Source organism: Hydrogenophaga sp. FW305-3-2-15-A-LB1 (genome assembly GCF_058787875.1).
In genome coordinates this window covers 1-21,239 of sequence record NZ_JBYTAE010000086.1, presented here as the reverse complement: position 1 = coordinate 21,239, position 21,239 = coordinate 1, and the positions used below count along the sequence as shown (strand labels likewise).

19 protein-coding genes and 1 tRNA gene are annotated in these 21,239 nt (G+C 69.2%); 14 read left to right on the top strand and 6 right to left on the bottom strand.

Annotated elements, in window-relative coordinates; translation table 11 throughout:
* Positions 1 to 309: 309 nt before the first annotated feature.
* From AC3WPZ_RS22745 to AC3WPZ_RS22735, 3 genes are all read left to right on the top strand, one after another.
* A complete protein-coding gene (locus AC3WPZ_RS22745) occupies positions 310 to 1,608 on the top strand; it encodes an efflux RND transporter periplasmic adaptor subunit (RefSeq protein ID WP_492441685.1) in 1,299 nt (432 codons plus the stop codon).
* Between the two features lie 74 nt (positions 1,609 to 1,682).
* A complete protein-coding gene (locus AC3WPZ_RS22740) occupies positions 1,683 to 4,865 on the top strand; it encodes an efflux RND transporter permease subunit (protein WP_492441683.1) in 3,183 nt (1,060 codons plus the stop codon).
* 8 nt (positions 4,866 to 4,873) lie between these two features.
* Positions 4,874 to 6,316 (top strand): efflux transporter outer membrane subunit, encoded by a 1,443-nt coding sequence (locus AC3WPZ_RS22735; RefSeq protein ID WP_492441681.1) that lies wholly within the window; start codon positions 4,874 to 4,876, stop codon positions 6,314 to 6,316.
* A gap of 40 nt (positions 6,317 to 6,356) precedes the next feature.
* Here the strand turns inward: AC3WPZ_RS22735 and AC3WPZ_RS22730 are convergent, their stop codons facing one another.
* A complete protein-coding gene (locus AC3WPZ_RS22730) occupies positions 6,357 to 6,818 on the bottom strand; it encodes a GNAT family N-acetyltransferase (RefSeq protein WP_492441679.1) in 462 nt (153 codons plus the stop codon).
* A gap of 136 nt (positions 6,819 to 6,954) precedes the next feature.
* Between AC3WPZ_RS22730 and aqpZ the strand changes: the two genes are divergently transcribed.
* Positions 6,955 to 7,662 carry an aquaporin Z gene (aqpZ, locus tag AC3WPZ_RS22725; protein ID WP_492441678.1) on the top strand — a complete coding sequence of 236 codons (708 nt, stop codon included), beginning with the start codon at positions 6,955 to 6,957 and terminating at the stop codon, positions 7,660 to 7,662.
* On the opposite strand, the gene AC3WPZ_RS22720 is transcribed toward aqpZ, so the two are convergent.
* Both AC3WPZ_RS22720 and AC3WPZ_RS22715 read right to left on the bottom strand, forming a co-directional pair.
* Positions 7,569 to 8,660: a DNA topoisomerase IB gene (locus AC3WPZ_RS22720; protein WP_492441676.1), complete on the bottom strand. Its 1,092-nt coding sequence runs from the start codon at positions 8,658 to 8,660 to the stop codon at positions 7,569 to 7,571. The genes aqpZ and AC3WPZ_RS22720 overlap by 94 nt on opposite strands.
* A gap of 69 nt (positions 8,661 to 8,729) precedes the next feature.
* Positions 8,730 to 9,485, bottom strand: coding sequence for an SDR family oxidoreductase (locus tag AC3WPZ_RS22715; protein WP_382159682.1), 756 nt, complete (start codon positions 9,483 to 9,485; stop codon positions 8,730 to 8,732).
* 200 nt (positions 9,486 to 9,685) lie between these two features.
* Here AC3WPZ_RS22715 and AC3WPZ_RS22710 point away from each other — a divergent pair, with 200 nt between their 5' ends.
* The 8 genes from AC3WPZ_RS22710 to AC3WPZ_RS22675 are packed head-to-tail and all read left to right on the top strand — an operon-like array spanning position 9,686 to position 16,950.
* The gene (locus AC3WPZ_RS22710) at positions 9,686 to 10,870 is read left to right on the top strand and encodes an ABC transporter substrate-binding protein (protein ID WP_492441673.1); all 1,185 of its coding nucleotides are present in this window, start codon (positions 9,686 to 9,688) and stop codon (positions 10,868 to 10,870) included.
* A 31-nt stretch (positions 10,871 to 10,901) separates the two neighbouring features.
* Positions 10,902 to 11,756 (top strand): branched-chain amino acid ABC transporter permease, encoded by an 855-nt coding sequence (locus tag AC3WPZ_RS22705; protein ID WP_492441671.1) that lies wholly within the window; start codon positions 10,902 to 10,904, stop codon positions 11,754 to 11,756.
* A complete protein-coding gene (locus AC3WPZ_RS22700) occupies positions 11,753 to 12,697 on the top strand; it encodes a branched-chain amino acid ABC transporter permease (protein WP_492441669.1) in 945 nt (314 codons plus the stop codon). The genes AC3WPZ_RS22705 and AC3WPZ_RS22700 overlap by 4 nt, the downstream gene beginning before the upstream one ends.
* Entirely contained in the window at positions 12,694 to 13,476 is a 783-nt protein-coding gene (locus AC3WPZ_RS22695; protein ID WP_492441667.1) for an ABC transporter ATP-binding protein, read from the top strand. Before AC3WPZ_RS22700 ends, AC3WPZ_RS22695 begins: the two co-directional genes overlap by 4 nt.
* Positions 13,469 to 14,176, top strand: coding sequence for an ABC transporter ATP-binding protein (locus tag AC3WPZ_RS22690; RefSeq protein ID WP_382323726.1), 708 nt, complete (start codon positions 13,469 to 13,471; stop codon positions 14,174 to 14,176). The genes AC3WPZ_RS22695 and AC3WPZ_RS22690 overlap by 8 nt, the downstream gene beginning before the upstream one ends.
* Positions 14,173 to 14,778, top strand: a complete 606-nt coding sequence (locus tag AC3WPZ_RS22685; protein WP_492433388.1) for a carboxymuconolactone decarboxylase family protein — start codon at positions 14,173 to 14,175, stop codon at positions 14,776 to 14,778. The genes AC3WPZ_RS22690 and AC3WPZ_RS22685 overlap by 4 nt, the downstream gene beginning before the upstream one ends.
* Positions 14,775 to 15,332 carry a MarR family winged helix-turn-helix transcriptional regulator gene (locus AC3WPZ_RS22680; protein ID WP_382323728.1) on the top strand — a complete coding sequence of 186 codons (558 nt, stop codon included), beginning with the start codon at positions 14,775 to 14,777 and terminating at the stop codon, positions 15,330 to 15,332. Before AC3WPZ_RS22685 ends, AC3WPZ_RS22680 begins: the two co-directional genes overlap by 4 nt.
* 22 nt (positions 15,333 to 15,354) lie before the next feature.
* Positions 15,355 to 16,950, top strand: coding sequence for an AMP-binding protein (locus AC3WPZ_RS22675; protein WP_382323729.1), 1,596 nt, complete (start codon positions 15,355 to 15,357; stop codon positions 16,948 to 16,950).
* Between the two features lie 15 nt (positions 16,951 to 16,965).
* Here AC3WPZ_RS22675 and AC3WPZ_RS22670 read toward each other — a convergent pair whose 3' ends face one another.
* Complete coding sequence (locus AC3WPZ_RS22670; protein WP_492433390.1) at positions 16,966 to 18,141, bottom strand: MFS transporter; 1,176 nt, start codon at positions 18,139 to 18,141, stop codon at positions 16,966 to 16,968.
* A gap of 161 nt (positions 18,142 to 18,302) precedes the next feature.
* Between AC3WPZ_RS22670 and AC3WPZ_RS22665 the strand changes: the two genes are divergently transcribed.
* Complete coding sequence (locus tag AC3WPZ_RS22665) at positions 18,303 to 19,097, top strand: AraC family transcriptional regulator (protein WP_492441664.1); 795 nt, start codon at positions 18,303 to 18,305, stop codon at positions 19,095 to 19,097.
* Positions 19,098 to 19,136: 39 nt separating this feature from the next.
* Here the strand turns inward: AC3WPZ_RS22665 and AC3WPZ_RS22660 are convergent.
* Both AC3WPZ_RS22660 and AC3WPZ_RS22655 read right to left on the bottom strand, forming a co-directional pair.
* Positions 19,137 to 19,212 (bottom strand) — tRNA-Ala (locus AC3WPZ_RS22660).
* Positions 19,213 to 19,238: 26 nt separating this feature from the next.
* Positions 19,239 to 20,144, bottom strand: coding sequence for an NAD(P)-dependent oxidoreductase (locus AC3WPZ_RS22655; protein ID WP_492441662.1), 906 nt, complete (start codon positions 20,142 to 20,144; stop codon positions 19,239 to 19,241).
* 102 nt (positions 20,145 to 20,246) lie between these two features.
* Here AC3WPZ_RS22655 and AC3WPZ_RS22650 point away from each other — a divergent pair, with 102 nt between their 5' ends.
* Positions 20,247 to 21,131 (top strand): alpha/beta hydrolase, encoded by an 885-nt coding sequence (locus tag AC3WPZ_RS22650; RefSeq protein ID WP_382323731.1) that lies wholly within the window; start codon positions 20,247 to 20,249, stop codon positions 21,129 to 21,131.
* Positions 21,132 to 21,239: the final 108 nt, after the last annotated feature.

The following is a 21,239-nucleotide window of genomic DNA, read 5'->3' as shown; positions in this document are numbered from 1 at the left end:
CGTGCTCCCGGTGGGGGTTGAAAGGATTCGGCGAATCCTTGCGGGGCAGGGCGCGTGCCAACGGACCGCCGGGGAACCGGTGCCGGCCGGCGGAAGAATCTGCCGCAAAGGGGTTTGACGTTTTTGCGGTTTTTCTCGGAACCGGACTTTTTTGGAGCGCTTCGAGTGCGTTTACATTCCAGACATGTTTGCATGCGCACAATGGCATGTTGCGGTCGCAACCGCCGCTTGCCCCACCGCGTCTCCACCCCACAGCCCGTCCCGACTTCCATGCCATTGACCTTCGCTGCATCCGATGAGCCACGCCGGGTGCCCCCCGTCGCCCTGTCCGCCACCGCTCCCTCTCCGGTTCGACAGCGCCCCGGCGCACGGCGCTGGACCCTGGCCCTGGTGGGGGCGGCGGTGCTCGCGCTGGCCGCCTGCGGTGACAAGAAGGCGCCCGCCGCCGCCCCGGCCGCTCCCAGCGTCGGCTACCTGACGGTGGTGGTGCAGGCCCAGGGGCTGAGCACCGAACTGGCCGGCCGCACCCGGGCCTCGCAGAGCGCGGAGGTGCGGCCCCAGGTCTCGGGCATCCTGCAGAAGCGGCTGTTCACCGAGGGCTCGGTGGTCAAGGCCGGGCAGCCGCTGTACCAGATCGACGCGCGCACGCTGGAAGCCACCGTCAAGAGCGCCGAGGCGGCCCTGGCCAAGTCGCGCGCCTCCGCGCAGACCGCGCGCACCAACGCCGAGCGCAACGCCGAGCTGGTGAAGATCGACGCCATCAGCCGCCAGGTGTTCGACGAAAGCCAGGCCCAGGTGGCCCAGTCGGCCGCCGACGTGGCCGTGGCCCAGGCGGCGCTGGAAAACGCCCGCATCAACCTGCAGTACAGCCGCATCGTGGCCCCCATCGGCGGCCAGATCGACCTCTCCGCGGTGCTGCCCGGTTCGCTGGTCACCGCCAACCAGGCCCAGGCGCTGACCACCATCAGCCAGCTCGACCCCATTCATGTGGACATCACGCAGTCCAGCTCGGAACTGCTCGAGCTGCGGCGCCAGTGGCAGGCCGGCACCTTCGGCAAGGTCGAGGCCGGCGGCGCCCCGGTGCGCCTGGCGCTGGAAGACGGCAGCCGCTACCCGCACGCGGGCAAACTGCAGTTCACCGGCGCCACCGTGAGCCAGACCACCGGCGCCATCACCCTGCGCGCGGTGTTCCCCAACCCCGACCGCCTGCTGATGCCCGGCATGTACGTGCGCGCGCGCCTGTCCACCGGCGAGGCCAGCGACGCCATCGTGCTGCCGCAGCAGGCGGTGCAGCGCGACCCGGCGGGCAAGCCCAGCGTGCAGCTGCTCAACGCCGACAACAAGATCGAGAAGCGGCCGATCCGGCTGGGCCAGGCCCTGGGCGCCCAGTGGCTGGTGCTCGAAGGCCTGAAGGCGGGCGACCGCGTGATGGTCGAGGGCTTCCAGAAAGCCCGCGTCGGCCAGACCGTGACGCCGCTGGCGATGCGCGTGGAAGGCAACCGCGTGGTGGAGGACAAGCCCGCCGCGTCCACCGGGCAGGGTGGACCCGCCGGGCAGGGCGGCCAGGCGGGCCAGATCCCGGCGGCTTCCGCCCCACCCAAGCCCTGAGCGCGACCCACGGGCCACCCCCGACCGGGTGAGCCCGGCCCCCTTCGAGCAAACCGGACTCCACACGCAGCACCATGGCCCACTTCTTCATTCACCGTCCCGTTTTCGCCTGGGTGCTGTCCATCGTGGTCATGCTCGCGGGGTTCATGTCCATCTTCACCCTGCCGCTGGAGCAGTACCCCGACATCGCGCCCCCGCGCGTCTCGATCAACACCATCTACACCGGCGCCTCGGCCGAGACCGTGGCCGACTCCGTCACCCAGGTGATCGAGCAGCAGCTCAAGGGCATCGACAACGTGCTCTACATGAGCTCGACCAGCGACTCCGCCGGCCGCTCGCGCACGCAGCTGACCTTCGCCCCCGGCACCGACATCGACGTGGCCCAGGTGCAGGTGCAGAACAAGCTGCAGACGGCCATGAACCGGCTGCCCGAGGCGGTGAAGAGCCGGGGCGTGTTCGTGAACAAGGGCGGTCAGGACAACCTGATGACCTACGTCTTCACCTCGCCCGACCCCACGGTCACGCAGGTGGCGATCGGTGACTACATCACCAGCAACGTGGTCGACGTGATCTCGCGCATCGACGGCGTGGGCGACGTGAGCGTGTTCGGCACCAGCTACGCCATGCGCATCTGGATGGACCCGGGCAAGCTGGAGCAGTTCGCGCTGATGCCCTCGGACATCGTCTCGGCGCTGAACTCGCAGAACGCCCAGGTCTCCGCCGGCCAGCTCGGCGCGCTGCCCGCGGTGAAGGACCAGATGCTCAACGCCACCATCACGGCGCGCACCAAGCTCAAGACGGTGGACGAATTCCGCGGCATCGTGCTCAAGGCAGCCGCCGACGGTTCGCTCGTCACCGTGGGCGACGTGGCCCGCGTCGAGCTGGACGCCGACAACCTGACGGTGAAGTCCCGCCTGAACAACCAGCCCGGCGCCGGCCTGGGCATCGTGCTGGCCGACGGCGCCAACGCCATGGCCGTGGCCACGGCGGTCAACGCCAAGATGGCCGAACTCGCGCCCTTCTTCCCCGACGGCATCACCGGCGTCATCAGTTCCGACACCACGCCCTATGTGCGCGCCTCCATCAAGGAAGTGGCCGTCACCCTGGCCGAGGCCATGGTGCTGGTGGTGATCGTGATGTTCATCTTCCTGCAGAACCTGCGCGCCACGCTGATCCCCGCCATCGCCGTGCCGGTGGTGCTGCTGGGCACTTTCGGCGTGCTCTCGGTGCTCGGGTACTCCATCAACATGCTCACCATGTTCGCCATGGTGCTGGCCATCGGCCTGCTGGTGGACGATGCGATCGTGGTGGTGGAAAACGTCGAGCGCGTGATGCACCAGGAGGGTCTGCCCGCGAAGGAGGCCACCATCAAGTCCATGGCCGAGATCACACCCGCGCTGGTGGGCATCGGCCTCACGCTCTCGGCGGTGTTCATCCCGATGGCCTTCTTCTCGGGCTCGGTGGGCGTGATCTACCGGCAGTTCTCGGTCGCCATCGTCTCGGCCATGGCGTTCTCGGTGCTGGTGGCGCTCTCGCTCACGCCGGCCCTGTGCGCCACCATCCTCAAACCCACCGAGCACCTGCACGAGGGCGCGCCCGCTCGCAAAGGCATGCTGGGCTGGGTGGACCGCTTCTTCCGCTGGTTCAACGCCGGCTTCGACCGCAACTCCACCCGCTACCAGGGCGCGGTGCGCCAGCTGCTGCTGCGCAGCAAGCGCGTGATGCTGCTGTTCGCGCTGCTCGTCTGCGGCGTGGTGTTCCTGTTCCAGAAGCTGCCCACCTCCTTCCTGCCGGTGGAAGACCAGGGCTTCATCACCGCCAGCGTGACGCTGCCGGCCGGCTCGTCGGACGCGCAGCTCGAAACCGTTCTGCAGGACATCACCCGCTACTTCAACGCCCAGCCCGACGTGCTGCGCGTCAACTCCATCGCGGGCAACAGCGGCAACCAGAGCTCGGGCAACATCTTCGTGCGCCTCAAGCCCTGGGACGAACGCCCCAACCCCGAGCAGAGCGCCGAGGCCATCTCGCGCAAGGCCACGCGCGACCTCTCGCGCATCCGCGCGGCGCGCATCTTCGTCTCCATGCCGCCGGCCGTGCGCGGCCTGGGCTCGGACGCCGGTGTGAACTTCATGCTCAAGGACATCAACGGCCTGGGCAACGAGGCGCTGCGGGCGGCCAAGGACCGCGTGGTCGAGCTGGCCGGCCAGCACCCCTCGCTGACCAACATGCGCACCACCGACTTCGACGTCACCTCCGAACTCAAGGTGGTGATCGACGACCGCAAGGCCGCCGCGCTGGGCCTGTCCACCAACGACATCAACAACGTGCTCTCCAGCGCCGTCGGCGGTTCCTACGTCAACGACTTCGTGCACAACGGCCGCGTCAAGCGCGTCTACGTGCAGGGCGACGCGCCCTACCGCATGCTGCCGCAGGACATCGGCAAGTGGACGGTGCGCAACCGCAACGGCGAGATGGTGCCGCTCGCGGCCTTCACCTCCACCACCTGGACCAGCAGCGCGCCCCAGCTGCTGCGCTACAACGGCTCGCCGGCCATGGAGATGATCGCCAACACGGCGCCCGGCGTGAGCTCGGGCGATGCGATGCGCGCGGTCGAATCCATCATGGCCGAGATGCCGGTGGGCATCGGCTACGAATGGACGGGTGCGTCCCTGCAGGAGCGCCAGTCGGGCGCGCAGGCGCCGCTGCTGTACGCCATCTCCATCCTGTTCGTGTTCCTGTGCCTGGCCGCGCTCTATGAAAGCTGGAGCGTGCCGTTCTCGGTCATCCTCGCGGTGCCGCTGGGCATCGTCGGTGCCTTGCTGGCCACGTACTTCCGGGGCATGTCCAACGACGTGTACTTCCAGGTGGGGCTGTTGACCACCGTGGGGCTGGCGTCCAAGAACGCCATCCTGATCGTGGAGTTCGCGGTGCAGTTGCAGGACCAGGGCCGCAGCATCTTCGACGCCACGCTGGAGGCGGTGCGCCGGCGCCTGCGCCCCATCCTGATGACCTCGCTGGCCTTCGGCTTCGGCGTGCTGCCGCTCGCGCTGGGCACCGGCCCGGGCGCGGCCAGCCGCCAGGCCATCGGCACCGCCGTGCTCGGTGGCACCGTGCTGTCCACCTCGCTGGGCCTGTTCTTCGTGCCCGTGTTCTTCCTGCTGGTGCGCAGCTGGGTGCAGCGCAGGCGCGCGAAGGCCGCCGCCGCCGTGCCGCCCCTGGCCACGCCCGCGCTGTCGCACCAAGGAGGAGATGCGTGATGCACCCCATGACGAAACCCCCCTTCCAGCGGGCCGCCACCGTCGGCGCGCTGCTTCTGTTGCTGGCCGGTTGTGCCGTGCAACCCCCGGCCAAGCCCGACGTGCAAGGCGTGGTCGCCCCCACGCTGGGCCAGCCGCTGGCCGTGGTGGACGCCAGCGCCGCCGCCGTGCAGACCTCGCAGCGCCTGGCCTGGGTGCAGCACCCGGGCCTGCGCCAGTCGATCGCGCAGGCGCTCACCCACAACCGCGACCTGCGCGTGGCCCTGTCCAACATCGAGCGCGCCCGCGCGCAGTACGGCATCACCAGCGCGGCCCAGCTGCCCACCGTGGCCGCCACCGCGCAGGGCAGCCGCAGCCGCACCGCAGCCGACCTCGCCAGCAATGGCCAGTCCACCACCTCCACGCAGTACACCGCGCAGCTCGCCATCACCAGCTTCGAACTCGATTTCTGGGGCCGCGTGCGCAACCTCAACGAAGCGGCGCTGCAGCAGTTCCTGCAGTCGGAGGAAAACCAGCGCAACGTGCGCATCACGCTGGTGGCCGACGTCACCAACGCCTGGCTCAACCTGGCCGCCAACGAAGCCCGCCTGACCCTGGCGCGCGACACCCTGGCCGGCCGCGAAAAGGCCTACCAGCTCACCGAGCGCATCCACCAGCTGGGGGGCACCTCGGGCCTGGTGCTGGCGCAGAACCGCATCACCGTGGAAACCGCGCGCGGCGACGTGGCCGCCTTCACGGCCCAGGTCGCCAAGGACCGCAACGCCCTCGAAGCCCTGGTGGGCAGCGGCCTGCGCCGCGAATGGCTGCCCACCGCCGAGACCCTGCGTGCCGAGCCGGCGGCCGCGCCCGCCGCGCTGATGGCGCTGCCGGCCGAATTGCCATCGTCCTTGCTGCTCGAGCGCCCCGACGTGCGCGCCTCCGAATACAACCTGCAGGCCTTGTCGGCCAACGTGGCGGCGGCGCGCGCCGCGCTGTTCCCCACCATCAGCCTGAGCACCAGCATCGGCACCGGCAGCCGCGAGCTGGACAACCTGTTCGGCAGCGGCAACAACACCTGGAGCTTCGTGCCGCAGATCCGCTGGCCCATCTTCGACGGCGGCGCCGCGCGCGCCTCGGTCGACGTGGCCCAGGCCAACCGCGACATCGCGGTGGCCCAGTACGAAAAAGCCATCCAGACCGCGTTTCGCGAAGCCTCGGACGCGCTGGCCGAACGCGCGCAATGGGAGGCCCGCCTGGCGGCGCAGCAGGCCGTGGTGGACGCCAACGCGCGCGCCTTCGAACTCTCCGAAGCGCGCTTCACCTCGGGCGTGGACAACTACCTCACCGTGCTCGACGCGCAACGCGGCCTGTACGCCGCGCAGCAGGCCTTGATCGCCCTGCGGCAGTCCGAACAGGCCAACCGCGTGGCGCTGTGGAAGGTGCTGGGCGGCAACCTGACACCGGCCTCCTGACGCCCAGCGACCCGCAGCGGCGGCCGGCCTTCGGCCCGCATCAGCCCAAGGCCCGGAATTTCAGAAAGCGCTGGCCTTCGTGCGTCAGTTCGCCATCCGGGGCGAAGCCGAGTCTGGCCAGGCCCCGGGTTCGAGAACGACTTGGCGGCAGCAGGATGCTGACCGCGCCAATGCCGAGTTCCGCCCGGCGGTTCATGAAGCCGCGAAACATCTCGGCACCGTGTCCCCAGTAGGCCGGCAGCAGAACCAGCGCGAGGTCGGCCTCATCGCCTTCGCGCTGAAAACCGCCCCAGCCTGCAAACTGGCCGTCCACCCGGATGGACCACGGCCCATAGCCACGCTCCAGCCATTGCGCGTCTTTGCCCTTGGCCCAGTCCGCGGCAGCGTCCCGCGTCCAATGGCCATCAGCGAGTGGCATGTGGCGGATCACGTCCGGGTGATTCAGGAGACTCATCCAGTCTTCGGTCGGGATGTCGGAGAACGGGTGCAGCGTGAAGGCCATGCCTGGGTATTTCAAAAGTCAACAAGGGGCGGGATGGAGCGCCGGGCGCGGGTGTGTGTCAAATCATTGTTAATCGGCTTGCGCGGGATCTCTCGCCTGCTTATCTTCGCTGCCTCTCGATTCGCCTCCAAGCAGCATGAAAAACAGCAACCTGAAAAAATGGTCCGCCGAGTTCCTCGGCACGTTCTGGCTCACGTTCGGCGGCTGCGGCAGCGCGGTGCTGGCGGCGGCCTTTCCGCAGCTCGGCATCGGCTTCGTCGGCGTCTCCCTGGCTTTCGGCCTGACGGTGCTGACCGGCGCCTACGCCTTCGGGCCGATCTCCGGCGGCCACTTCAATCCGGCGGTCTCGCTGGGCCTGGCGCTCGGGGGCCGCTTCCGCGCGGCCGAGCTGCCGGGCTATGTGGTCTCGCAGGTGCTGGGTGCCGTGGCCGCGGCCGGCGTGCTGTACCTCATCGCCACCGGCAAGCCGGGCTTTGAAGTGGGCGGTTTCGCGACCAATGGCTTTGGCGAGCACTCGCCCGGCGGCTACGACATGACGGCCGCGCTGCTGACCGAAGTGGTGCTTACCGCCGTGTTCCTGCTCGTCATCCTCGGCGCCACCGCGAAACGCGCGGCCGCCGGCTTCGGCGGCCTGGCCATCGGCCTGTGCCTGACCCTGATCCACCTGATCTCGATCCCGGTCACCAACACCTCGGTCAACCCGGCGCGCAGCACCGGCCCGGCGCTGTTCGGCCCGGCCATCGCGCTGGATCAACTCTGGCTGTTCTGGCTCGCGCCCCTGGTCGGCGCGGCCATCGGGGCGCTGATCTGGCGCGCCTTGCTGGCCGACGGCGACGAAGGCTGAGCCGCCTTCTTCTTGCGGCGCGACAGCAGGCGCAACAGCGCGCTTTCGGTGGTGCCGCTGGCTTTCTCTTCTTTCCTCGCCGGGCCGTCGAGCACGGCCTGCAGCACCGCCGGGTGGATGTAGAAGCGGCGGCACACCGCCTGCGTGTTGCCGATCTGCCGGGCCACCTGGCGCACCACTTCGACCACCGTGGCGCGCGTGGGCGCCACCGCGTCCCCGGGTGCGGAGGGCGCCAGCCCGGCGGTCAGCTCCAGCGCGAGCACGCTGGCGTGCCAGGTGCGGAAATCCTTGGCCGTGAAGTCGTGGCCGCTCACGCGCCGCAGGTATTGGTTGACGTGTTGTGAGCGCACCGGGCGGCGCCGCCCGGCGTCGTCGATGTACTGGAACAGGTGTTGCCCTGGCAGGTCCTGGCAGCGCTGCACGATGCGGGCGGTGGCCGGGTCGGTGAGCCGCGCGGTCTGCTCCACGCCGCTCTTGCCGCGGAATCGGATCTCCAGGCTGGCCGCGCGCGTGCGCACATGGCGGTTGCGCAGGGTGGTCAGGCCGAACGAACCGTTCTCCGTCGCATAGGCCTCATTGCCCACGCGCAGCGCGGTGCGGTCCAGCAAGCGCACGATGGCGGCCACCACGGTGTCCAGCGTCAACTCCCGGCCACGCAGGTCGCGCGTCACCGCGCGGCGGATGCGCGGCAGGGTGCGGCCGAATTCGCGCATGCGGTCGAACTTCTGCTGTTCGCGCCTGGCCTGCCAGTCGGCGTGGTAGCGGTACTGCTTGCGGCCCCGCGCATCGCGCCCCGTGGCCTGCAGGTGCCCGCGCGCGCTGGGGCAGATCCACACCTCGGTGTAGGCGGGTGGAATCGCCAGGCGCTTGATGCGGTCCAGCTGCGCGGCGTCGCGGATCGCGCGCCCGGTGGCGCTCAGATAGGCAAAGCCCTTGCCTCGGCGCACGCGGGTCCAGCCGGGGGTGTCGTCCTGCGCGTAGGTGAGTGGGGCTGGCATGGTGCCAGTGTCCGCGCCCCGCGCGCGGCGTGTGTCGGCGCCGTCCGTATGGTGTGTAGGAAGGGGCCGTCAGCCCCGGCCCACGAAAGGCATCTGGCTGGCCATCACCGTCATGTTGAGCACATTGGTGGACAGCGGCAGGCCCGCCATGTAGCGCACGGCCTCGGCCACGTGCGCCACGTCCATCATGGGTTCGGTGGCCATGGTGCCGTTGGCCTGGCGCACGCCCTGCGTCATGCGGGCCGAGAGCTCGGTCAGCGCGTTGCCGATGTCGATCTGGCTGCACACGATGTTGTAGGGCCGGCCGTCCAGCGCGATGGTCTTGGTCAGGCCCAGCACCGCGTGCTTGCTCGCCGTGTAGGGGCAGCTGAAGGGGCGGGGCGCGTGGGCCGAGATCGAGCCGTTGTTGATGATGCGCCCGCCCTGCGGGGTCTGCCGGCGCATCAGGCCGAAGGCGGCGCGCGCGCAGAGGTAGACGCCGGTCACGTTGGTGTCGATCACGTCCTTCCAGCGCTCGACCGGCAGCTCGTCCATGGGCACGGCCGGCGCGTTCACGCCCGCGTTGTTGAACAGCACGTCGAGCCGCCCATAGCGCTGTTCGATCTGATCGAACAGCGCCTGCACGCTGTGCTCGTCCCGCACGTCGGCGGGGATGGCGACCGCGTTGGGCCCACCCGCTTGCGCCACCGCCGCCAGCGGCTCGGGGCGGCGCCCGGTGAGCACGACGTGGTAACCGTCCTTCAACAAGCCGAGCGCCACGGCGCGGCCGATGCCGCTGCCCGCGCCCGTGACCAGGGCGATCTTGGAAGTTGTCTCTGAAGCCATGCGAATCCTTGGGGAGGGGAGGTGGATGGGGCGAGGGCCATGTTAATCGGCGGTCCGGGCGCTCCATCACCCGGGCTCCGGGAAAACCCCGGTGCTTATGCCAACCAACGGATATATAACAACAATGTTGGTATATCTCGATATCGGGTATATCGACACGCGTCGAACCGGAACACGGCATCACAAACAGGAGACAAGTCATGAATCGAACACTCGCATCGCGTGTGCGCCTGGTCACGCTGGCGGCGGGCTGCCTGCTGGGCGGCGCGTCCGCTCTGGCGCAGGACGCCTTCCGCATCGCAGGCATCGTGCCGCTCAGCGGCGCCTGGGGCATCGTGGGAGAGAACATGCGCCGAGGCGCCACCATCGCCTTCGAGGAGCGCAACAACCGCGTGCTGGGCAAGCCCATCGAGGCGGTGTGGGAAGACACCGAGACGTCCACCCAGGTGGCGGTGCAGAAGACCACGCGCGTCCTGGCGCGCGACACGCACACCCTGTTCGGCGAGGTGAGTTCGGGCTCCACGCTGGCGATCATGAAACTCACCGAGCAGCGCAAGGTGCCGCAGATCATCACGCTCTCGGCGGACGACCGCATCACCGGTGCCGACAAGACGCGCTACGCCTTCCGCACCTCCAACACCGTGGCCATGGAGAACCGCATGATCGGCGAGTTCGCCAAGCGCCAGGGCGTGAAGAAGGTCTACGGCATCGTGTCGGACTACCAGGTGGGCCGCGACATGTGGGCCTCGCTCAAGGCCGACATGGAGAGCAAGGGCATCGCGATCGCGGGCATCGACTTCACGCCGATCGGCACCAAGGACTACGCGATCCTGCTGGACAAGGCGATGAAGTCCGGCGCCGACGGCCTGGCGCTCATCGTGGTGGGCGGCGACACCGTGACCTCGCTCAAGCAGGGCGGCGACGTGGGCCTGGCGAGCAAGATGAAGGTGATGGGCACCATGCTGATGGACGAAACACAGGGCCAGTCGGTCGGCGCTGGTGGCGCGCTCGGTGTGCATTCCACGCTGCGTTACCACTTCACCCAGGACACGCCGCGCAACAAGCGCTTCGTGGCCGCCTACCGCGCGAAATACGGCGAGCTGCCCAGCCAGTACGCGGGCGAGGCCTACGACGGCATGAGCTGGTGGCTCGACGTGGTCGAGAGCACCGGCGTGTGGGACAAGGAAAAGTGGGTCGACGCGTTCAGGAACAGCGTGCGCAACGACTCGGTGGAGGGCGCCAAGCGCATGCGCGCCTGCGACAACCAGGCCGAGCAGGTGGGCCTGTTCGGCACCGCCGTCGCCGGTGGCGCGGGCCAGCCACCCGTCACGATGAGGGTCACCGAAACCTTCACCGCGCAGGACCTCTTCAAGCCCTGCCAATGAGCGGGCCCGCACCGGCGAGCGAGCAACCTCCATGTCCACCTTCGTCATCGGTCTGAGCATCGGCATGCTGCTGTTCCTGCTGGCCGCGGGGCTGACGCTGATCTTCGGCATGCTGCGCATCATCAACTTCGCGCACGGCGCGCTCTACATGCTGGGGGCCTACCTGGCGTTCCAGATCGCGTGGTGGGCCGGTTTCTGGTGGGCCATCGCCCTGGTGCCGGTGCTGCTGGCGCTGGTGGGGGTGCTGATCGAGCGGCTCACGCTGCGGCCCATCTACTCGGCGCCGCACGAGTTCCAGCTGCTCATCACCTTCGGGCTCATTCTGGTGCTGGAAGAAGTGGTGCGCGCCACCTGGGGGCTGAGCGGCAAGAGCATCGCGGTGCCGCCGTGGTTGTCGGGCAGCGTCGCGCTGTTCGACACGGACGTCTCGCGCTACCGCCTGTTCGTCATCGCCGTCGGCGCGGCCACCATGGCCGTGCTGCTGCTGGGCATCGAGCGCTCGCGCATCGGGCTGGTGATCCGTTCGTGCAGCACGCACCCCTTGATGGCCGCCACCCTGGGGGTGCGTGTGGACCGCGTGCGCACGGCGGTGTTCGCCATGGGCGCGGCGCTCGCCGGCCTGGGCGGCGCCATGGCCGGGCCGATGCTGCCGATCCAGCTGCAGATGGGCGGCACCATCATCCTGGACTGTTTCATCGTGGTCATCATCGGAGGCCTGGGCAACATCCGCGGCGCCATGGTGGGCGCGCTGCTGATCGGCATGACCCGCGCCTTTGGCCAGCAATACCTGCCCGACTGGATCGACACGCTGACCTACGCCGTGCTCATCGCCACGCTGCTGCTGCGGCCGCAGGGCCTTTTCAGCAAGAAGGAGCGACTCGCATGAGCCGTATCGAACGCCTGGACATCCGGCTGTGCCTGCTGGCCATGGCCATCCTCGTGGCACTGCGCATCGGCACGCGCGACGAGGGCATTCTTTTCGTCGCCTGCCTGGTCATGGTGTGGTCCATCTTCGCGCTGGCTTACGACGTGGTGTTCGGCACCACGGGCATCCTCTCCTTCGGCCACGCCGCCTACTTCGGCATGGGCGCCTACGGCATGGCCTGGGCGCAGATGCACGGCGGCCTGCCATTCAGCCTGGGTCTGGTGGCCGCCGCGCTGCTGGGCGCGGCCTGCGCCTGGGCCGTGAGCCTGATCGGCAGCCGCATCACCGGCCTGTTCTTCTCACTGCTCACGCTGATGCTGGCCGAGCTCATGTCCATCCTCATGCTCACGCGCCTGCGTGGTCTCTCCGGCGGGGTGGACGGCCTGCCCGGCGTGGCGCGGCCGGCCTGGGGCGAGATCGACTTCTTCCACAACGCCAACTTCTTCTGGGTCGTGTACGTGGTGTTCGTGGCCGTGGTGCTGGCTTGCTGGGTGCTGCGCCGTTCGCCGCTGGGGCAGGCCTGGCAGGCGGTGCGGCAGAACCCGGTGCGCGCCGAGCAGCTCGGTTTTGGCGTGCGGTCGCTGCGCCAGTCCGCCATGGCCGTCTCCGGTGCGCTCTCGGGCGTCGCCGGCGGCCTGCTGGCCTCGTTGATGATGTACACCGGCCCGCAGATGTTGAACTGGAAAACCTCGGGCGACGTTCTCATCATGACACTGCTCGGTGGCAGCGGCACGCTGCTCGGCCCCATCGTCGGCGTGGCGTTCTTCGAGGTGCTGCGCGAAGTGCTCGCGGCCTATTCCGACTACTGGTACGGCCTGGTGGGCCTGGTGTTCATCCTGTGCACGCTCTTTCTGCGCAAGGGGCTGGCCGGTACCGCATTGCACTGGTGGAGCCAACGATGAACACCCCCACCCAGGCGCCAGCCATCGCGTGTTCGGGCATCACGGTCGAGTTCGACGGCTTCGTCGCCCTCAACAACGTGGCGCTGGACGTGCCCACGGGCAAGACCGTGGGCCTCATCGGCCCCAACGGCGCGGGCAAGACCACGCTGCTCAATGCCATCAGTGGCCGCGCGCCGCTCAAGTCCGGCCGCATCGAACTCTGGGGCGATGACATCACGCGCCTCTCGGTCGCTGCGCGCACGCGCCGGGGCCTGGGGCGCAGCTTCCAGATCATCAACATCTTCCAGGAGATGACCACCTTCGAGAACCTGCGCGTGGCCGCGCAGCCGCCGCGTTTTCGCCTGCAGCCCTTCTGGCGGCCGGTGGACCGGTGGGGCGAGCTGGGCGAGCGGGCGCGCGAGGTCGCGTCCGTCGTCGGCCTGTCCGATGTGCTGGACCGGCCCGTGGCCACGCTCAGTCACGGCCGCCAGCGCGCGGTGGAACTCGGCCTGGCGCTCATGGCCGACCCGCGCGTGTTGCTGCTGGACGAGCCGCTGGCCGGTGTGGGGCACCACGAGATCGCCGCCACGCTGGAGCTGATCGAACGCGTGCGCGAGCACCGCACCGTGCTGCTGGTGGAACACAACATGGACGTGGTCATGAAGCTGTCCGACGAGATCGTCGTGATGATGGGTGGCGAGGTGCTCATGCGAGGCACGCCCGCCGAAGTGCGCGCCGACCCGCGCGTGAAGCGTGCCTACCTGGGCGACGACAACCGCCAGGAGGTGGCCCATGCTTGAGTTGAAGAACGCCGACGTGTTCTACGGCAAGGCGCAGGCCTTGCACGGCGTCTCCATCGCCTGCGCGCCCAACGAAGTGCTCGCGCTGGTGGGCCGCAATGGCGCGGGCAAGTCCACCACGCTGCGCGCGATGATGGGGCAGATTCCCCTGTGGCAGGGGCAGCGCGAGCTCGATGGCCAGGACATCACGGGCCTGTCGCTGCCCGATTCGAGCCGGCGCGGCATCGCGCTCGTGCCCGACAGCCGGGACATCATCAGCGGCCTGAGCGCCGAGGAAAACCTCTTGCTCGCCAGCCTGAGCCATCCGCCCGGGCATTGGACCATCGAGCGCGTGTACGCCCTGTTTCCGCGCCTGCGCGAACGGCGGCTGGCGCAGGGCACGTCGCTGTCCGGCGGCGAGCAGCAGATGCTGGCCATTGGCCGCGCGCTGCTCACCAACCCGCGTTACCTGCTGCTGGACGAGCCCACCGAAGGGCTCGCGCCCGTCATCATCGAGCAGATCGTGGCGGCCATCGAGTTCGTGAGCCGCGCCGGTGTGTCGGTGCTGCTGGTGGAGCAGAACTTCCGCGTGCCCCGGCGCGTCGCGCAACGCTTCTGCCTGCTCGACAGCGGGCGCGTGGTGTGGAGCGGCGGCCGCGACCAGATCGACGACCGGCTGGAGGCCATGCTCTCCGGCCTGCAACACGAGATCCCCGCATGAACCTGCCGAACACCGCGCGCGCCGCCCCGCTGGCCGCCGACGATCCCCGCTCGCAGAACCCGCAGCTCGAAGACCTGGTGAACTTCGTCGGCTACCGGCCCCACGCCCTGCTCACCATGGCGCGCAAGCCCGGCGTGCTGCCGGCGGTGCTGGGCTTGGTGCAGACCACGCTGCGCGGCGATGGGTTGATCGAGCCCGGCCTGCGCTTTCTGCTGGGGGCCGAAGCCTGCCGGGGCGCGCGCTGCGCCTACAGCGCCGTGCATGTGGTGCACGCCGCGCAGCACGCGGGCGTGGGCTGGGCGGCCTTGGCCGCCTTGCCCGAGTACCTCGACAGCGCGCACTTCGGCGAACGCGAACGCGCGGCCCTGCGCATCGCCAGCGCGGGCGCCACGCTGCCCGTGGGCGATGCCAGCCAGGCGTTCGACGAGGCGCGCTGGCACTTCGCCGAGGACGAGCTGATCGAGATCGTCTCCATCGTGGCCTTGTTCGGCTGGTTCAACCGCTGGAACAGCCTGATGCGGACCACCCTCGAACCCGAGCCCGCCCAGGCGCTGCATCATGTAGGCTGGTTGCAACAACTGTGGAAGGAAACCCACCCGTGAGCCTGGCCGATACCGCCCCCAAGACCCGCCGGACCCGCCCACCCAAAGCGGCCCCCGACACGCAGGCCCAGGCGCCGGGGCTGGACGCCGAGCGCGCCGCGATGCGCACGCTGGAACTGGTGTTCTTCGTGCACCTGCAGATGGCCGATATCGCCGACCAGGTGCTGATGGACCACGGCCTGGGCCGTCCCCACCACCGCGTGCTCCACTTCGCGGGACGCACGCCCGGCATCACCGTGGGCTCGCTGATGTCGCTGCTGCGCATCAGCAACCAGGCCCTCTCGCGCACCACCAACCAGCTCACCACCATGGGGCTGCTGGAACAGCGCTACAGCACCGAAGACCGCCGCGTGCGCCAGAACTACCTCACCGCCGACGGGCAGGCCTTGCTCGGTTTGCTCACGCAGCGGCAGATCGCGCTGATCGGGCAGGCGCAGGCGCGGCTCTCCAAGGCGGAGATCGAAGGCATGTGGAACGGCCTCTCCGTCATGGTGCGGCCGGAAGACATGGCCTGGGTCACCACGCATCCCTTCGACCTCCCGACACCACCCTGACCCACCCCCGACACCACCGAACATGTACAGCGAGATCCACAACCCCCGCCGCTGGCTGCTGAGCGCCGCGCTCAAGGAACGGGCCACCCGGTCGCCCGACGCCCCCTGGCTCACCGACAGCGAGGGCGCGAGCCTCAGCTTCGGGCAGGCGCACACCCACAGCCTGCGCGCGGCCGGCTTCTTCGAGCGCCTGGGCGTGCGGCGCGCCGACCGCGTCGGCGTGTTCATGTTCAACGGCTGCGACTTCGCCACCGCATGGATGGGGCTGGCCCACCTGGCCGCCACCACCGTGTTCCTCAACACCGAGCTGCGCGCCACTTTCCTGCGGCACCAGCTCGTCGACTCCGCGCTGGGTTGCGTGGTGGTCGATGCCGAGCTGCTCGGCGCGCTCGCCGACATCGCCGACGAGGTGCCCGACCTGCGCACCGTCATCGTGGTGGGCGGGCCGTCCAGCGCCAGGCTGCCCGAGCGCTGGCAGGTGCTCGCCTGGCCGGACTGGGCCCAGCAGCCCGACTGGGACGGCCCCGGCCCCGCGCCCGAAGACATCGCCTGCATCATGTACACCTCGGGCACCAGCGGACCGAGCAAGGGCGTGCTCATGCCCCACGCGCATTGCGCGCTCTACGGCATCGGCACGATCCAGTGCGTGGAACTCACGGCGCAGGACCGCTACTACGTCAGCCTGCCGCTGTTCCACGCCAACGGCCTGCTCATGCAGCTGGGCGCCACGCTGCTGGCCGGCATCCCCGCCTTCGTGCGCCGCCGCTTCAGCGCCAGCGCCTGGCTGGCCGACGTGCGCGAACACGGTGCCACCGTGACCAACCTGCTGGGCGCCACCGCCGGTTTCATCATCCACCAGCCGCCCTCGGCGCAGGACCGCGAGCACTCGCTGCGCGCCGTGCTCACCGCCCCGAACCTGGCCCAGCACGAGGCCGCCTTCCGCGAGCGCTTCGGCGTGAAAGACATCGTCTCGGGCTTCGGCATGACCGAGGTCAACATCCCCATCTGGGGCCGCATCGGCCGCTCCGTGCCCGGTGCGGCGGGTTGGACGCATGAACAGCACTTCGAGGTGCGCATCGCCGATCCCGAGACCGACGAGGCCCTGCCGCCGGGCCAGATGGGCGAGATCCTCGTGCGCCCCAAGGTGCCCTTCGGCTTCATGGCCGGCTACTTCAATGCCCCGGCCAAGACCGTGGAGGCCTGGCGCAACCTCTGGTTCCACACCGGCGACGCCGGCACCATGCGGGAAGACGGCCTGGTCACCTTCGTGGACCGCATCAAGGACTGCATCCGCCGGCGCGGCGAGAACATCTCGGCCACCGAAGTGGAAGAGGTTGTGGCCGCGCTGCCGGGCATCGAGGAAGTGGCCGCCTACGCCGTGCCCTCGGACGTGCCGGGTGGCGAAGACGAGGTCATGCTCGCGCTCGTGCCCAAGGCGGGCGCCACGCTGGACGGTGCGGAGATCCTGCGCATCGCCAGCGGGCAACTGCCGCGCTTTGCCAAGCCGCGCTTCGTCAAGTTCGTGGAGGCCCTGCCCAAGACCGCCACCGGCAAGGTGCAGCGCGCGGTGCTGCGCAAGCAGGGCATCGAGGGCGCGCTGGACGTGCAACAGGGCTGAGGCACTCTCTCTCCATCAAGGCGCGTGACCCGTGCTCGTGGGGGCGGGCGTGGACGGCAGCTGGCTCAAGATCAGCAGCGTGATCACCGAGGTGGCCGCCATCACACCGAGCAGGGCGGTGAAGCCGGCCTGCTTGACCACCGGACCGATCAGCCACACCGCCAGCGAACTCGCGCCCAGCGACACCGCCAGGCGCATGCCCGAGACGCGGGAGCGCAGGCTGTCGTCGACGAAGCGCACGATCATCGCGTCGGTGAACGGGATGGCGCCGAAGATCGTCGCCATGAAGAGGAACTGCACGGCGTAGAAGGCCCAGCCGTCCAGCACCATCGACAAGCCCAGCAGCACGGCCTGCGCCGCGATGATGCTCATGTACAGCGACTTGAGCGCCACCCGGTCGATCAGGTGCCCCACGAGCAACTGCGTGAACGAGGCCACCGCGTAGATCGCGGCGAGCAGCAGGCCGATCTGCGCCGGGTCCTGAAGAAGGGCCTGCAGGCGATCGCTCAGCAGCTCGTAGTTGCTGTTGGTCGAGAAGTTGAACAACAGGCTGCCGCTGGTGGCGGCGATGGTCATCACCAGGAAGAGCCTGGCCATGGACACATCGGCCGGCGCCACGGTGGTGGCGGACTTCTTCTTCGCGGGCGCGGCCTGTTCGCGCGTGGCGAGCAGCGCGAAGGCCACGCCGAACAGCAGGCACAGGGCGCCCGGGACTGCGAATGCCATGCGCCAGCCGAAGTACTTCACCAGGAAGCCGGTGGCGACCGCCGCCACGGCCACGCCCAGGTTGCCCACCAGGCCGTTGATGCCGATGGTCCAGCCCGGGCGCGGCGCGCCCTGCACCAGCATGGGAATGCCCACCGGGTGGTAGATCGACGCGAAACAGCCCAGCAGCGCCAGCGCCAGCGCCATCTGCAGTGGCGTCTGCGTCGCGCTCACCAGCAGGGCCGCGCCACCCATGCCGAAGAAGAACACCAGCATCATGCGGCGGCGGCCCCACTGGTCGCCCAGCTTGCCCGAGGGCAGCGAGCCCACGCCGAAGAAAAAGAAGGCCGCCACGCTGTACGGCATCAGGTCCTCCCAGCGCGCCACGCCGAACTCGTGCGCGATCGTCGTCACGGCGGTGGCAAAAATCAGCAGGAACATGTGGTCGATCGCGTGACCGATGTTCAGCAGCCACTGCGTGGCCATGGAATTTCGGGCAGGGCTGGAGGCGAGGGCGGGGTGCGTTGGCATACGTGAATGAAATGAAGGTCCGGCAGAGGATCAGGCAGGAAGGGCCTGTCAGAATTGTGGTGGAGGCGGCAACGCCTGTCTCGCGCTGAATGACCAACAACCATCTCAAAAGCGACATGGCCATCTCACCCCGGCCCCCGGCCCTTTCCGACGTGCTGGACGCGATCGACGCGCAGAACTCACCCATCTTCGCGCGCTCGACCGACTACCCCTCGGGCTGGCACATCGAACCGCACGCACACGCCAAGCACCAGCTGATCTATGCCGTGCGCGGCGTCATGGTGGTGCAGGCGGAGGCCGGCCGCTGGGTGGTGCCGCCCACGCGCGCGATCTGGATGCAGAGGGGCATGACGCACGAGATCCGCTGCGTCGGCGAGGTGCACATGCGCAGCCTCATGGTGGCGCCGAAGGCCGCGCCCCGGTTGATGGACAGGACGCAGGCCGTCGCCATCTCGCCGCTGCTGCGCGAGCTGATCCGCGCCGCCATGGACGTGCCGCAACCCTACGCGCCAGGCACGCGCGACGGCCGCCTGATGCGCCTCATCCTCGACGAGCTGCGGGCCCTGCCGGTGCTGCCCCTGTACCTGCAGATGCCCACCGACCCCCGGCTGCTTCAGATCGCCGCGGTGCTGCAACGCCGGCCGGACGACCCGTCCACCATGGCCGACTGGGCACGGCGCCTGGCCATCGACGTGAAGACCATCCAGCGTCTCTTCATCAAGGACACCGGCATGACCTTCGCCCAGTGGCGACAGCAGGCGCGGCTGCTGCGCGCGCTGGAGCAGCTGGCCACCGGCGAGAAGGTCATCGACGTGGCGCTCGCGCTCGGCTACGAGAGCCCGAGCGCCTTCGCGGCCATGTTCCGCAAGCACTTCGGGCAGACACCGAGCCAGTTTTTTCTGGAAGCCTGAACAGCGACGCGATGACGGAACCAGGCGGCCAGAGGAGGGTGGTGGAGACGAGGAGGATCGAACTCCCGACCTTCGCATTGCGAACGCGACGCTCTCCCAGCTGAGCTACGTCCCCAGAGGCCGAAATGGTAGCAAGAACGCTCAGTTCATGCCATTGCGGCGAGCCAATTCGACGAACAGCGCGGCGTGGTCCATGTCGGCCAGGCCGTGGTTCCCGGCCTGGGCGTAGAGCTGCTCGAACAGGCCGGTGATCGGCGCCTCGAAGCCGATCTCTGCGGCCGTGGCCAGCGCGTTGCGCATGTCCTTCAACTGCACCGCGATCGCGGCGCGCTTGGTGAAGTCGCGTTCCACCATGCGCTGGCCGTGCACCTGCAGGATGCGGCTGTCGGCGAAGCCGCCGCTGATGGCCTGCCGGACCTTGCCCATGTCGGCGCCGCCTTTCTCGCACAGCAGCAGGGCCTCGGCCACCGCGCCGATGGTGATGCCCACGATCATCTGGTTGGCCAGTTTGGCGAGCTGGCCCGCGCCGTGCGGCCCCACGTGCACGGCCTTGCCCAGCAGTTCGAACGCCGGCAGCGCGCGCTCGAAGTCGGCCGCCTCGCCGCCAGCCATGATGGCCAGCGTGCCCTGCTCGGCGCCGACCGTGCCACCCGACACCGGCGCATCGAGGTGGCGCACGCCCTGGCTGGCGAGCCGCGCCGCGTGCTCGCGCGCCTGGCGCGGCTGGATGGACGACATGTCCACCACCAGCGTGCCGGGCCGCAGGCCGGCGGTGGTGCCTTGCTGGAGCAGCACGTCCTCCACCACGCCGCCGTGTTCGAGCAGGGTGATCACGAGGTCGGCCTGGGCCACGGCCTCGGCGGGCGTGTCGGCCACGGTGGCGCCGAAGGGCTGGAGCCGCTCGGCCTTGGCGCGCGAGCGGTTCCACACGCTGACCTGGCAGCCGGCTTCGCAGAGGCGGCGCGCCATGGGAAAGCCCATCATGCCGATGCCGAGCACGGCGATGCGGGTGGGCAGGGGTGGGGTGCTGGTGGTGTCGGTGTTCACGTGCGGGCCTGGGGATGGGGATGAAAGGGTGCCGGCAGGATACGTGCCCGGCATGGCAATGGGTCACATTCTTGGCAAAAACCCCATGACACAATGCGCGCGATGAAGACCACAGCCCCCTACGACGCCGAATGGCTCGAGCGCGAGTACAACAACCGGGCCCGGGTGCCGGAACACCCGGTGCATTTCGAGCGTTGGGCGCGCGACTCGGCGGTGGCCCGTGAAGGTGGTCGTGCCTTGATCGATGTGAGCTACGGCCATGGGGCGGGCGAGACGCTGGACATTTTTCCCGCGCCGCGCCAGGCCGGCAAACCACCGGCGCCGGTGCTGGTGTTCATCCACGGGGGCTGGTGGCGCAGCCTGGACAAGTCCGACCACTCTTTCATCGCGCCGCCGTTCGTGCAGCGCGGGGCCTGTGTGGTGGTGCCGAACTACGCGCTGTGCCCGGCGGTGACGATTCCCGAGATCACCTTGCAGATGGTGCGTGCGCTGGCCTGGGTGCACCGCCACATCGGGGCGCATGGTGGGGACCCGCACCGCATCACGGTGGTGGGGCATTCGGCCGGTGCTCATCTCGCGGCGATGATGCTGGCGTGCGACTGGTCGCTGGTGGGGGACGACCTGCCGCTGGCTTTGGTGAAGAACGCGCTGGGCATGTCGGGTCTGTACGACCTGGAGCCGGTGATGCACACGCCATCGGTGCAGGCGTCTTTGCGGTTGTCGGCGGAGCAGGTGGCCAAGGCCAGTCCGTCGCGTCTGCCCGCGCCGTTGGTGCGCGAGGGGCGTGGGCAGTTGACGGCCATGGTGGGGGCGCTGGAGAGCAGCGAGTTCCTGCGCCACAACCGGTTGATCCAGTCGGCTTGGGGTGAGCGGGTGGTGCCGGTGTGTGAGGCGCTTCCGGGCCTCAACCACTTCAGCATCGTGGATGCCTTGGCCGATCCTCGGCAGCGGTTGCATCAGGCGGTGCGGTCGCTTCTCTCCGTCTGAGTTTTTTTCTCTCTCCGGGTGACGCCGGTCCTCGGCGAGCGGGGTGGCCGGCTCCGCTCATGTCCCCCGAACCGGCTGCGCCGGTTCTCCTCCTTTACTTCGCTGCGC